Origin of the sequence: Pseudomonas sp. NPDC089534, from assembly GCF_044749305.1 — a bacterium.
Lineage (GTDB): Bacteria > Pseudomonadota > Gammaproteobacteria > Pseudomonadales > Pseudomonadaceae > Aquipseudomonas > Aquipseudomonas ekonensis.
On record NZ_JBIVHR010000068.1, the window covers coordinates 17,255 to 32,143 of the forward strand.

A 14,889-nucleotide genomic window follows, 5' to 3' on the forward strand; every position below is an offset into this window, starting at 1 on the left:
AGCGTCGTGCTGTCAGCAGCATAGCCAACTGCACGGGAGTATGCGGTCAGACGATGAAATCGTCACGGGCAGGCTGGCGGCAAACGTGACGGCCGCCCCGAAGGGGGCGGCCGTTTCCGTTCATCAGCTGTTGTTGTGGTCGATCTTGATGGTCGGGTCGCTGCCGGCGATCAGGTTGTGGATGTTGGCGCTCGACCAGTTGTTGCCCTCCAGCTTGATCGTCACGTCCGGCGTCGCCGCCGCCGCGTCGCCGGAGTTGAACTTGCCGGCCGAGCTCACCTGCAGCGACGACACGCCGTCGACCGTGGTGATCTTCAGGAAGTTGTCGATGGTGCTGCCGCTCTCGCCCTGCAGCAGGTCGCGCAGGTCGATGCGGTCGCCTTCGCTGGCCTTGAAGTCCTTGATCACGTCGTTGCCGGTGTCGCCCGCTTTCCAGACGAAGGTGTCGCCGCCGGATCCGCCGATCAGGATGTCATTGCCCTGGCCGCCGATCAGCGTGTCGTTGCCGGTGCCGCCCAGCAGGATGTCATTGCCCTTGCCGCCGTCGAGCAGGTCGTTGCCGCCCGAGCCGAACAGGATGTCATTGCCGGCGCCGCCCAACAGGGTGTCGTTGCCGTCGTGCGCGCCGGACACATCGAACGCCTGGTAGTGCTCGGTGATGTACTGGTGCACGTTGCTGGTGGTGACCTTGCTGACGTCCACGCCGGTCTGCTGCGCGACGAAGGCCTGCATCGCCTGGTAACCCTCGCCGGCGATGCCGTTGAAGCTCACCAGGTCGCCGAACAGGATGTCGTTGCCGTCGCCGCCGCTGACGGTGTCGTTGCCCGGCATCGTCGCTTCGGTGTGGCCGATGATCGAGTTGGCCAGATCCTTCGGATCGATGTTGGTCTGCGGCGTCTTGTCCGAGTCGTACGGCTTCAGGTCGTTGAGGCTGACCCCGCTGTTGATGCCGATGGCTTCCACGTTCGACAGGCCGCCCAGCAGCGCGAAGGCGCTGTTGGCGTTGTCGGTGGTGGCCGACGAGGTGCTGCTGCCGCTGCCCGCCAGGCTCGACAGCTCGTAGGTGCCGTCGCCCTGGGCGTGGATGGTGCCCAGGCTGCTCCAGTTCCAGCTGCCGTTCTTGTAGGTCTGCAGCACCACGCTGCCCGCGCTGTTGATGCTCAGGTAGTGGGTGTTGTCGATGTAGGTGCTGAACGTGTCGCCCAGCTTGTAGTTGCTGGTCTTCACCACGTCGTCGAGCTTCACGTTGCCGTACAGCGTCGGGTTGGTCTGCTCGCCGCTCTGGTAGTAGGTCGGCTGGCCGTCGGTGATGAAGTAGGTGAGGTTCTTCGCCCCGGTGTTGGCCAGCGCTTCGGCGCTCTGGAAGAAGTTGGCCGTGGCCTTGAACACGTCCTCATAGTTGGTGCCGCCGCCGGACGCCATCGAGTCCAGCACGGCCTTGAGCAGGGTCAGGGCGTTCGGGTCGTTGAGGTTCACCGACACCGACTTGTTGACCTGGGTGTCGAAGTCCACCAGGAAAATGTTCACCGTGCCCGAGTTGCTGCCCAGGCTGTTCTTGAGGGTGTTGAACACCGACGTCAGCGAGTCCTTGGCCGCGTTGATCGAGGAGGTGCTCATGCTGCCCGAGGTGTCGACCATGAACGCGATGTTGTAGTTGGTGCCCGGCACCACGGTCAGGCCGCCGATGTCGGCGACCATGATGTCGTTGCCGTCGGTGCCGGTGAAGGTGTCGTCGGCGGAGGTGGCGACCACCGCGTTGTAGACCGCCGGCACCACGGTCACCGGAATGGTCGCGGTGGTGCTGGCCGAGCCGCCCACGGCCTCGGTGGAGGTCGAGGTCACGGTCAGGTTGAACTGGCCGTTGTAGTAGGTCGGCGGGGTCACGGTCAGGGTGCCCAGGTTCCAGCCGGTGACGTTGGCCTCGCCGTTGGCGGCGGTCACGGTGAAGCTGTGGCCTGCGCCGTCGCTGAGCACCGAGCCGACCGGCGCGCCGCTGATCTTCACGCTCAGGGTTTCGGAGCCGTCGGTGTCGGTCAGCGCGGTGGTGATCGCCGACAGTTTCACCGTGGTGCCTTCGGCGCCGGTGTTGAGCTTGTAGCCGTCGTAGTAGCCTTCGCCGTTGCTGCCGTGCAGGTCGGAGACGGTCACGCCGGCGTTCACCAGGTCCTGCACGCCGGTGTAGATCGGTACGCCGGCGCTGCTCAGGTCGATCGGCGCGCTGCCGTTGACCGACAGGTTGACGTCATAGCTGCCCGGGCCGCTCTGGTTGTGGTGGTAGATGTCCAGGGTGTAGTAGCCGCTGGTGGTCGGGGTGAACGAACCGTTGAGGTTGCCGCCCGCGCCCCACGTGGTCGAGGCCACGTTCTTGCCGCCGATGGTCACCAGCAGGCTGTCGTCGCCGGTGCCGGTGAAGGTGTAGGTCTTGCCGGCCTCGAGGTAGATCAGGCCGGAAGTCTTCGACGCGGTGCCGGCGGTGACGCTGCCGTTGGACTGCACGTTGTCCACGGTGCCGCTGGAGTTCGGCGTGCCGGCGCCGTCGATCACGTTCTTCAGCGTGGTCGAGTCTGCGCCGTTGCCGCTGGTGCCCAGACCCGAGAGGCCGGTCCAGACTTCCTTGACCAGGCCGGTGGATTTCACGCTGTTGTCGGCCACGCCCAGGGTCGGCGCATCCGCCACCGGCGTGATGTCGATCTTCACGGTGCCGGTGTTGCCCAGCAGTTGCCCGTCGGTGGGCTGGAACTTGATCTGCGCGTAGTCGGCCTGGTTGTTGCCAACGCCTGTGCCGCCGTAGCCGTTGACGCCCGACTCGTTGGCGTCCGGCACGAAGCGCAGCTTGCCGGCGTCGATGTCGGCCTTGCTGAAGGTCTGGTTGGCGGCGACGTCTTTCCAGGTCGAACCGTCCAGGAACTGCAGTTTGCCTTCACCCGGCAACTGGGTGATTTTCACGCCCAGGCTGGCGGCCGGGCTGTCGACGTCGCTGACGCCGAAGGTCGACCAGCCGAGGACCAGCGGGGTGTCTTCGGTGCCGGTGACGTTGACCGGCGCCGCCACCGGCGCATCGTTGACCGCCACCACGTTGACCGTGGTGGTCGCGGTGTTGGAGTAGTTGCCGCCGTCGGTCACCGTCACGGTGATGGTGCGCGGCACGGTGCTCGGGTCTTCGCTGCTGTTGGTGAAGGTGATGTTCTTGATCTGCTGCATGTAGTCGGCCAGCGTCGCGTTGCCCGACAGTGTCAGCGTGATCGAACCGTCCTTGCTGTTGGCATTGATGGTGATGCCGTTGACGCTGTTGCCCAGGTTCAGCGCATCGCCCGGCTGACGGTTGGTCAGCACGATGGTCGCGCCGGTCAGCATGGTGCTGTCCGGGTCGGTGATGCTGATGTCGGTGTCGGCGATCGACACGCCCGCGCCCGGGGTGTTCTCGGTGAACGTCACCTTGTAGTCGGCCCCGGTGGCGCCGCTGGAGTTGTTGGCGTCGAGGTCGATGACCGGCGGCGCGTCGTTGTCGATGATCGACGTGCTGACGCTGCCGTTGGTGGTGCTGACCGCCAGGTTCTCGAAGTTGCCGCCGGTGGCCGAGTCGATCTTGACCACGAAGTTCTCGGTGCCTTCGGTGATCTTGTCGTCGATGGTCGCGACGTTGAAGGTCGCGGTGCTGGCGCCGGCCGGGATCTTCACGGTGTACACGCCGGTGAAGTCCGAACCGTCGGCGGCGGTGCCGCTGTAGACGATCTTCAGGGTGACTTCGGTCTGCGCCGGGTGGGTCAGGCTGACGGTGTAGCTGGCGGTCTGGCCTTCGGTCACCGAGGTGCTGCCGCTGATGCTGACTTCGGTCTTGTCGATGGTGTCGGTGACGTTGGTCACGGCCGGCGTGTTGCTGGTCACCAGGTTTTCGAAGTTGCCGCCGGTGGCGTTGGTGATCGTGGCCTGAACAGTGCCGGCGTCCTTGTAGACGTCGTCGGCCGGGGCAGGGACGGTCACGGTGCCGGTGGTTTTGCCGGCCTCGATGGTGATGGTCGCGCCGTTGCTCAGGGTCACGGTCACCGGGGTGCCCGCCGCGTTGGTCAGGGTCGCGGTGTAGATGATCGAACCGCCCTCGGCGACCGAGTTGGTGGCGCTCAGGGTCAGGTTGGTGGTGTCGACGGTGTCGGTGACGGTGGTGCTGACCGGGGTCTTGTCGGCTACGAGGTTCTCGTAGTTGCCGCCGCTGACGTTGGTGATCGCGTTGGTCAGCGGCGTGTGGCCGTTGAGCGCATCGTTCGGCGCGGTGGTGGTGACGGTGCCGGTGGTCTTGCCGACTTCGATGGTGATCGACTGGCCGTTGGCCAAGGTCACCGTCACAGGCGAGCCGGTCACTGGTGCACCGACAGTCGCGGTGTAGGTGACGGTGCCGCCTTCTGCCGCCGTGCCGGTCGCCGTCAGCTTCACGGTGGTGGTGTCGATGGTGTCCGTGACGCTGGTCACGGCTGGTGTGTTGCTGGTCACCAGGTTTTCGAAGTTGCCGCCGGTGGCTTTGGTGATCGTCGCCTGGACGGTACCGGCGTCTTTGTAGACGTCGTCGGCCGGGGCAGGGACGGTCACGGTGCCGGTGGTTTTGCCGGCTTCGATGGTGATGGTGGCGCCGTTGCTCAACGTTACGGTCACCGGGGTGCCGGCGGCGTTGGTCAAAGTCGCGGTGTAGACGATAGAGCCGCCCTCGGCCACGGTGCCCGTCGCGCTGAGCGTCAGGTTGGTGGTGTCGACGGTATCGGTCACGGTGGTGCTGACCGGGGTCTTGTCGGCCACGAGGTTCTCGTAGTTGCCGCCGCTGACGTTGGTGATCGAGTTGGTCAGTGGCGTGTGGCCGTTGAGCGCGTCGTTCGGCGCGGTGGTGGTCACGGTGCCGGTGGTCTTGCCCACTTCGATGGTGATCGATTGGCCGTTGGCCAGGGTCACGGTGACCGGGGAGCCGGTCACTGGCGCACCGACGGTGGCGGTGTAAGTCACCGTCCCGCCTTCCGCTGCCGTACCGGTCGCGGTCAGTTTGACCGTGGTGGTGTCGATGGTGTCCGTCACGCTGGTCACGGCCGGCGTGGTGCTCGGCACCAGGTTCTCGAAGTTGCCGCCGGTGGCGTTGGTGATCGTCGCCTGTACGGTGCCGGCGTCCTTGTAGACGTCATCGGCTGGGGCAGGAACGGTCACGGTGCCGGAAGTCTTGCCGGCTTCGATGGTGATGGTCGCGCCGTTGCTCAACGTTACGGTCACCGGGGTGCCGGCGGCGTTGGTCAAGGTAGCTGTGTAGGTGATCGAACCGCCCTCGGCCACAGAGTTGGTGGCGCTCAGGGACAGGTTGGTGGTGTCGACGGTGTCGGTGACGGTGGTCGATACCGGCGTCTTGTCTGCAACCAGGTTCTCGTAGTTGCCGCCGCTGACGTTGGTAATCGCGTTGGTGAGCGGCGCGTGGCCGTTCAATACGTCGTTCGGCGCGGTGGTGGTCACGGTGCCGGTGGTCTTGCCGACTTCGATGGTGATCGATTGGCCGTTGGCCAGGGTCACGGTGACTGGGGAGCCGGTCACAGGCGCGCCCACGGTGGCGGTGTAGGTGACGGTGCCGCCTTCTGCTGCCGTGCCGGTCGCCGTCAGCTTCACGGTGGTGGTGTCGATGGTGTCGGTGACGCTGGTCACGGCTGGCGTGTTGCTGGTCACCAGGTTTTCGAAGTTGCCGCCGGTGGCGTTGGTGATCGTCGCTTGAACGGTGCCGGCATCCTTGTAGACGTCATCGGCAGGTGCCGGAACGGTCACGGTGCCGGAAGTCTTGCCCGCTTCAATCGTAATGGTGGCGCCATTGCTCAACGTTACGGTCACCGGGGTGCCGGCGGCGTTGGTCAGGGTCGCGGTGTAGGTGATCGAACCGCCCTCGGCGACCGAATTGGTGGCGCTCAGGGACAGGTTGGTGGTGTCGACGGTGTCGGTGACGGTGGTCGATACCGGCGTCTTGTCTGCAACCAGGTTCTCGTAGTTGCCGCCGCTGACGTTGGTAATCGCGTTGGTGAGCGGCGCGTGGCCGTTCAACACGTCGTTCGGCGCGGTGGTGGTGACGGTGCCGGTGGTCTTGCCGACCTCGATGGTGATCGACTGGCCGTTGGACAGGGTCACGGTGACCGGGGAGCCGGTCACTGGAGCACCCACGGTCGCGGTGTAGGTGACCGTGCCGCCTTCAGCCGCTGTGCCGGTCGCGGTGAGTTTCACCGTGGTGGTGTCGATGGTGTCCGTGACGCTGGTCACGGCTGGCGTGTTGCTGGTCACCAGGTTTTCGAAGTTGCCGCCGGTGGCGTTGGTGATCGTGGCCTGGACGGTGCCGGCGTCCTTGTAGACGTCGTCGGCCGGCGCAGGGACGGTCACGGTGCCGGAAGTCTTGCCGGCTTCGATGGTGATGGTCGCGCCGTTCGACAGGGTCACGGTCACCGGGGTGCCGGCGGCGTTGGTCAGGGTCGCGGTGTAGGTGATCGAACCGCCCTCGGCGACCGAGTTGGTGGCGCTCAGGGTCAGGTTGGTGGTGTCGACGGTGTCGGTGACGGTGGTCGAAACCGGCGTCTTGTCGGCGACCAGGTTCTCGTAGTTGCCGCCGGACACACCGGTGATCGAGTTGGTCAGCGGCGTGTGGCCGTTGAGCGCATCGTTCGGCGCGGTGGTGGTGACGGTGCCGGTGGTCTTGCCGACTTCGATGGTGATCGACTGGCCGTTGGACAGGGTCACTGTCACCGGAGAGCCGGTCACTGGCGCGCCCACGGTCGCGGTATAGGTGACGGTGCCGCCTTCCGCTGCCGTACCGGTCGCAGTCAGTTTGACCGTAGTGGTATCGATGGTGTCCGTGACGCTGGTCACCGCTGGCGTGTTGCTGGTCACTAGGTTTTCGAAGTTGCCGCCACTTGCGTTGGTGATCGTGGCCTGAACAGTGCCGGCGTCCTTGTAGACGTCATCGGCTGGTGCCGGAACGGTCACGGTGCCGGAAGTCTTGCCCGCTTCAATCGTGATGGTGGCGCCGTTGCTCAACGTTACGGTCACCGGGGTGCCGGCGGCGTTGGTCAGGGTGGCGGTGTAGATGATCGAACCGCCTTCAGCCACGGTGCCCGTTGCGCTCAGCGTCAGGTTGGTGGTGTCCACGGTGTCGGTGACGGTAGTCGATACCGGCGTCTTGTCGGCAACCAGGTTTTCGTAGTTGCCGCCGCTGACGTTGGTGATCGCGTTGGTCAGCGGCGCGTGGCCGTTGAGCGCATCGTTCGGCGCGGTGGTGGTCACGGTGCCGGTGGTCTTACCCACTTCGATGGTGATCGATTGGCCGTTGGACAGGGTCACGGTCACCGGGGAGCCGGTCACTGGCGCGCCCACGGTGGCGGTGTAAGTCACCGTGCCGCCCTCGGCCGCCGCTTCGGTCGCCGTGAGTTTCACCGTCGTGGTGTCGATGGTGTCCGTGACGTTGGTCACCGCTGGCGTGTTGCTGGTCACCAGGTTTTCGAAATTGCCGCCGGTGGCGTTGGTGATCGTCGCCTGTACAGTGCCGGCGTCCTTGTAGACGTCATCGGCCGGCGCAGGGACGGTCACGGTGCCGGTGGTTTTGCCGGCCTCGATGGTGATGGTCGCGCCGTTGCTCAGGGTCACGGTCACCGGTGTACCCGCCGCGTTGGTCAGGGTCGCGGTGTAGGTGATCGAACCGCCCTCGGCGACCGAGTTGGTGGCGCTCAGGGACAGGTTGGTGGTGTCGACAGTATCGGTGACGGTGGTCGAAACCGGCGTCTTGTCGGCCACGAGGTTTTCGTAGTTGCCGCCGGACACGCCGGTGATCGCGTTGGTCAGCGGTGCGTGGCCGTTCAACACGTCGTTCGGCGCGGTGGTGGTGACGGTGCCGGTGGTCTTGCCCACTTCGATGGTGATCGATTGGCCGTTGGACAGGGTCACGGTGACAGGCGAACCGGTCACAGGCGCGCCCACGGTGGCGGTGTAGGTGACGGTGCCACCCTCGGCCACCGACGTGTCAGCCGTCAGTTTGACGGTCGAAGTGTCGATGGTGTCGGTGACTTCGGTCACGGCCGGCGTGGTGCTCGGCACCAGGTTTTCGAAGTTGCCGCCGGTGGCGTCCTTGATGGTCACTTCGACCTTGCCGGCGTCCTTGTAGACGTCATCGGCAGGTGCAGGGACGGTCACGGTGCCGCTGGTTTTGCCGGCCTCGATGGTGATGGTCGCACCGTTGCTCAACGTCACGGTCACCGGCGTGCCCGCCGGGTTGGTCAGCGTGGCGGTGTAGACGATCGAGCCACCTTCGGCCACGGTGCCGGTGGCGCTCAGGGACAGGTTCGTGGTGTCGACGGTGTCGGTCACGGTGGTGCTGACCGGGGTCTTGTCGGCCACCAGGTTCTCGTAGTTGCCGCCGCTCACGTCGGTGATTGCGTTGGTCAGCGGTGCATGGCCGTTGAGCGCATCGTTCGGAGCGGTGGTGGTGACGGTGCCGGTGGTCTTGCCAACTTCGATGGTGATCGACTGGCCGTTGGACAGGGTCACAGTCACAGGCGAGCCGGTCACAGGCGCACCCACGGTGGCGGTGTAGGTGACGGTGCCGCCTTCTGCCGCCGACTCGGTCGCCGTCAGTTTCACGGTGGTGGTGTCGATGGTGTCCGTCACGCTGGTCACGGCCGGCGTGGTGCTCGGCACCAGGTTCTCGAAGTTGCCGCCGGTGGCGTTGGTGATCGTCGCCTGTACGGTGCCGGCGTCCTTGTAGACGTCATCGGCCGGCGCAGGAACGGTCACGGTGCCGGAAGTCTTGCCGGCTTCGATGGTGATGGTGGCGCCGTTGCTCAGGGTCACGGTCACCGGTGTGCCCGCCGGGTTGGTCAGCGTGGCGGTGTAGACGATCGAGCCGCCCTCGGCCACGGTGCCCGTTGCGCTGAGCGTCAGGTTGGTGGTGTCGACGGTGTCGGTCACGGTGGTGCTGACCGGGGTCTTGTCGGCCACGAGGTTCTCGTAGTTGCCGCCGCTGACGTCGGTGATCGCATTGGTCAGCGGCGCGTGGCCGTTGAGCGCATCGTTCGGTGCGGTGGTGGTCACGGTGCCGGTGGTCTTGCCGACTTCAATCGTGATGGTCTGGCCGTTGGACAGGGTCACGGTGACCGGCGAGCCGGTCACCGGAGCGCCCACGGTCGCGGTGTAGGTGACGGTTCCGCCCTCGGCTGCCGATTCCGTGGCGGTCAGCTTCACGGTGGTGGTGTCGATGGTGTCGGTGACGTTGGTCACTGCCGCAACGGTGCTCGGCACCAGGCTCTCGAAATTGCCGCCGGTGGCGTCCTTGATGGTGACTTCGACCTTGCCGGCGTCCTTGTAGACGTCATCGGCAGGGGCCGGAACGGTCACCGTGCCGGTGGTCTTGCCGGCTTCGATCGTGATGGTCGCGCCGTTGCTCAACGTCACGGTCACCGGGGTGCCCGCCGGGTTGGTCAGGGTCGCGGTGTAGGTGATCGAGCCGCCTTCGGCCACCGAATCGGTCGCGCTCAGGTTCAGGTGGGTGGTGTCGGTGGTGTCCGACACCGCCGTGTCGGCGGGCTTGCCGTCCACGTCCAGTTTTTCGTAGTTGCCGCCGCTCGCGCCGTTGATGGTCACGCTCAGGGAGCTGCCGCCGGCCAACGGGCTGTTCGGCGCCACGAAGTTCACGGTGCCGGTGGTCTCGCCGACGGCGATGGTGATGGTCTGGCCGTTGGACAGGGTCACGACCAGGGGCGAACCGGTGACCGGTGCGGTCACGGTCGCGGTGTAGACCACGGTTTCGCCTTCGGCGACGTTCGCCGTGGCGGTCAGCGACACGGTGGAGGAGTCGATGGTGTCGTTGACGGTGGTGACCGCCGGCGTGCCGCTGGTGGCCAGGTTCTCGAAGTTGCCGCCGGTGGCGTCCTTGATGGTCGCCTCAACGGTGCCGGCGTCCTTGTAGACGTCATCGGCCGGAGCGGGAACGGTCACGCTGCCGGAGGTCTTGCCTGCTTCAATCGTGATGGTGGCGCCGTTGCTCAGCGTCACGGTCATCGGCGTGCCGGCGGCGTTGGTCAGGGTGGCGGTGTAGGTGATCTGGCCGCCTTCGTTCACGGTGCCGGTCGCGCTGAGCGACAGGTGAGTGGTGTCGGCGACATCGGTCACGGTGGTGCTGACCGGGGTCTTGTCGGCCACGAGATTCTCGTAGTTGCCGCCGGAAACGCCGGTGATCGCGTTGGTCAGCGGCGCGTTGCCGGCCAGGGCGTCGTTCGGCGCGGTGGTGGTGACGGTGCCGGTGGTCTTGCCCACTTCGATGGTGATTGACTGGCCGTTGGACAGGGTCACGGTGACAGGGGAGCCGGTCACAGGCGCGCCGACGGTGGCGGTGTAAGTCACCGTGCCGCCTTCGGCTGCCGACTCCGTGGCGGTCAGCTTCACGGTGGTGGTGTCGATGGTGTCGGTGACTTCGGTCACGGCCGGCGTGGTGCTCGGCACGAGGTTCTCGAAGTTGCCGCCGGTGGCGTCCTTGATCGTGACTTCGACCTTGCCGGCGTCTTTGTAGACGTCATCCGCCGGAGCGGGGACGGTTACGGTGCCGCTGGTTTTGCCGGCCTCGATGGTGATGGTCGCGCCGTTGGACAGTGTCACAGTGACCGGCGTGCCGGCCGGGTTGGTCAGGGTCGCGGTGTAGGTGATCTGACCACCCTCGGCCACGGAACCGGTGGCACTCAACGACAGGTCGGTGGTGTCGGCGACGTCGGTCACAGTGGTGCTGACCGGGGTCTTGTCGGCGACCAGGTTCTCGTAGTTGCCGCCGGACACGCCGGTGATCGCGTTGGTCAGCGGCGCATTGCCGGCCAGGGCGTCGTTCGGCGCAGTGGTGGTGACGGTGCCGGTGGTCTTGCCGACTTCGATGGTGATCGATTGGCCGTTGGACAGGGTCACGGTGACCGGAGAGCCAGTCACTGGTGCGCCGACGGTGGCGGTGTAGGTGACGGTGCCACCCTCTGCCGCCGACTCGGTCGCCGTCAGTTTCACCGTGGTGGTGTCGACGGTGTCGGTGACTTCGGTGACAGCCGCAACGGTGCTCGGCACCAGGTTCTCGAAATTGCCGCCGGACGCGTCCTTGATGGTCACCTCAACCTTGCCGGCGTCCTTGTAGACGTCGTCGGCCGGGGCAGGGACGGTCACGGTGCCGGTGGTTTTGCCGGCCTCGATGGTGATGGTCGCGCCGTTGCTCAGGGTCACGGTCACCGGGGTGCCCGCCGCGTTGGTCAGGGTCGCGGTGTAGGTGATCGAACCGCCCTCGGCGACCGAGTTGGTGGCGCTCAGGGACAGATTCGTGGTGTCGACGGTGTCGGTCACGGTGGTGCTGACCGGCGTCTTGTCGGCGACCAGGTTTTCGTAGTTGCCGCCGCTGACATCGGTGATCGCGTTGGTCAGCGGCGTGTGGCCGTTCAGCGCATCGTTCGGCGCGGTGGTGGTCACGGTGCCGGTGGTCTTGCCCACTTCGATGGTGATCGACTGGCCGTTGGACAGGGTCACGGTCACCGGGGAGCCGGTCACTGGCGCGCCCACGGTGGCGGTGTAGGTGACGGTGCCGCCTTCTGCCGCCGACTCGGTGGCGGTCAGCTTCACAGTCGTGGTGTCGACAGTGTCGGTGACTTCGGTCACGGCCGGCGTGGTGCTTGGCACCAGATTTTCGAAGTTGCCGCCGGTGGCGTCCTTGATGGTGACCTCAACCTTGCCGGCATCCTTGTAGACGTCGTCCGCCGGAGCCGGAACGGTCACGGTGCCGGAAGTCTTGCCGGCTTCGATGGTGATGGTCGCGCCGTTGGACAGGGTCACGGTCACCGGGGTGCCGGCCGGGTTGGTCAGCGTGGCGGTGTAGGTGATCTGGCCACCCTCGGCCACGGTGCCGGTCGCGCTGAGTGTCAGGTCGGTGGTGTCGGTGACGTCGGTCACGGTGGTGCTGACCGGGGTCTTGTCGGCGACCAGGTTTTCGTAGTTGCCGCCGGACACGCCGGTGATCGAGTTGGTCAACGGCGCATTGCCGGCCAAGGCATCGTTCGGCGCGGTGGTGGTCACGGTGCCGGTGGTCTTGCCGACTTCGATGGTGATCGATTGGCCGTTGGACAGGGTCACGGTGACCGGCGAACCGGTCACTGGAGCACCGACGGTGGCGGTGTAGGTGACAGTGCCGCCCTCGGCCACCGAAGTGTCGGCCGTCAGTTTCACGGTCGACGTGTCGATGGTGTCGGTGACTTCGGTGACCGCCGGAACTGTGCTCGGCACCAGGTTCTCGAAGTTGCCGCCGGTGGCGTCCTTGATGGTGACTTCGACCTTGCCGGCGTCCTTGTAGACGTCATCGGCAGGCGCAGGGACGGTCACGGTGCCGCTGGTTTTGCCGGCTTCGATGGTGATGGTCGCGCCGTTGGACAGGGTCACGGTCACTGGGGTGCCGGCCGGGTTGGTCAGCGTGGCGGTGTAGATGATCGAACCGCCTTCGGCCACGGAGCCTGTGGCGCTGAGCGTCAGGTCGGTGGTGTCGGCGACGTCGGTGACGGTGGTCGAAACCGGCGTCTTGTCGGCGACCAGGTTTTCATAGTTGCCGCCGGACACGCCGGTGATCGAGTTGGTCAACGGCGCGTTGCCGGCCAGGGCGTCGTTCGGCGCGGTGGTGGTCACGGTGCCGGTGGTCTTGCCCACTTCGATGGTGATGGTCTGGCCGTTGGCCAGGGTCACGGTCACCGGCGAGCCGGTCACTGGAGCGCCTACGGTAGCGGTATAAGTGACAGTGCCGCCTTCGGCCACCGAGGTGTCGGCCGTCAGTTTCACGGTCGAGGTATCGATGGTGTCGGTGACTTCGGTCACGGCTGGCGTGGTGCTCGGCACCAGATTTTCGAAGTTGCCGCCGGTGGCGTCCTTGATGGTGACTTCGACCTTGCCGGCGTCCTTGTAGACGTCGTCGGCAGGCGCAGGGACGGTCACTGTGCCGGACGTCTTGCCGGCTTCGATGGTGATGGTCGCGCCGTTGCTCAGGGTCACGGTCACCGGGGTGCCGGCCGGGTTGGTCAGCGTAGCGGTGTAGATGATCGAACCGCCTTCGGCCACGGTGCCGGTGGCGCTGAGCGTCAGGTCGGTGGTGTCGGTGACGTCGGTCACGGTGGTGCTGACCGGGGTCTTGTCGGCGACGAGGTTCTCGTAGTTGCCGCCGCTGACGTTGGTGATCGAGTTGGTCAGCGGCGCATTGCCGGCCAACGCATCGTTCGGCGCGGTGGTGGTCACGGTGCCGGTGGTTTTGCCGACTTCGATGGTGATCGACTGGCCGTTGGCCAAAGTGACCGTCACTGGCGAACCGGTGACCGGAGCGCCCACGGTGGCGGTGTAGGTGACGGTGCCGCCTTCAGCCGCCGATTCGGTGGCGGTCAGCTTCACGGTGGTGGTATCGACAGTATCGGTGACGTCAGTCACGGCCGGCGTGGTGCTCGGCACCAGGTTCTCGAAGTTGCCGCCGGACGCGTCCTTGATGGTCACTTCAACCTTGCCGGCGTCCTTGTAGACGTCGTCGGCAGGCGCAGGGACGGTCACGGTGCCGCTGGTTTTGCCGGCCTCGATGGTGATGGTCGCGCCGTTGGACAGGGTCACGGTCACCGGGGTGCCGGCCGGGTTGGTCAGCGTGGCGGTGTAGGTGATCTGACCACCCTCGGCCACAGTGCCGGTGGCGCTCAGCGTCAGGTCGGTGGTGTCGGCGACGTCGGTGACGGTGGTCGAAACAGGCGTTTTGTCGGCGACCAGGTTTTCGTAGTTGCCGCCGGACACGCCGGTGATCGAGTTGGTCAACGGCGCATTGCCGGCCAGGGCGTCGTTCGGCGCGGTGGTGGTCACGGTGCCGGTGGTCTTGCCCACTTCGATGGTGATGGTCTGGCCGTTGGCCAGGGTTACGGTCACCGGGGAGCCGGTCACTGGAGCGCCTACGGTAGCGGTATAAGTGACAGTGCCGCCTTCGGCCACCGAGGTGTCGGCCGTCAGTTTCACGGTCGACGTGTCGATGGTGTCGGTGACTTCGGTCACGGCTGGCGTGGTGCTCGGCACCAGGTTTTCGAAGTTGCCGCCGGTGGCGTCCTTGATGGTGACTTCGACCTTGCCGGCGTCCTTGTAGACGTCATCGGCAGGAGCCGGAACGGTCACCGTGCCGGACGTCTTGCCGGCCTCGATGGTGATGGTCGCACCGTTGCTCAGGGTCACGGTCACCGGGGTGCCCGCCGGGTTGGTCAGGGTGGCGGTGTAGATGATAGAACCGCCTTCGGCCACGGTGCCTGTGGCGCTGAGCGTCAGGTCGGTGGTGTCGGCGACATCGGTGACGGTGGTCGAAACCGGCGTCTTGTCGGCCACCAGGTTCTCGAAGTTGCCGCCGGTGGCGCCGGTGATGGTGGTGCTGACGGTGCCGCCGTTGTTGTAGACGTCGTTCGGCGCGGTCGGCACGTTGACGGTGCCGCTGGTCTTGCCGGCTTCGATGGTGATGGTCGCGCCGTTGGACAGGGTGACGGTCACCGGCGTCTGCGCCGGGTTGGTCAGGGTGGCGGTGTAGGTGATCTGCCCGCCTTCGGTGACGCTGCCGGTGGCGGTCAGCGTCAGGCCGGTGGTGTCCTTGGAGTCGACGATGGTGGTCACGGCCGGCGCCGGGTTCGGCACCAGGTTCTCGAAGTTGCCGCCGCTGGCGCCGGTGATGGTGGTGCTGACGGTGCTGCCGTTGTTGTAGACGTCGTTCGGCGCGGTCGGCACGTTGACGCTGCCGGTGGTCTGGCCGGCGCCGATGGTGATGGTCGAGCCGTTGGACAGGGTGACGGTCACCGGCGTCTGCGCCGGGTTGGTCAGGGTGGCGGTGTAGGTGATCTG

Annotated in this window: 1 protein-coding gene and 1 pseudogene; both read right to left on the bottom strand. The window is 66.0% G+C overall.

The genetic code is table 11. From position 1 onward, the window contains the following. Positions 1–123 precede the first annotated feature (123 nt). The gene (locus ACIP0B_RS19765) at positions 124–14,064 is read right to left on the bottom strand and encodes an immunoglobulin-like domain-containing protein (protein WP_400835281.1); all 13,941 of its coding nucleotides are present in this window, start codon (positions 14,062–14,064) and stop codon (positions 124–126) included. Next, positions 14,056–14,886 (bottom strand): annotated as a pseudogene (locus tag ACIP0B_RS19770) (immunoglobulin-like domain-containing protein); the annotation flags it as partial. The pseudogene ACIP0B_RS19770 and the gene ACIP0B_RS19765, both read right to left, overlap by 9 nt. Positions 14,887–14,889 lie beyond the last annotated feature (3 nt).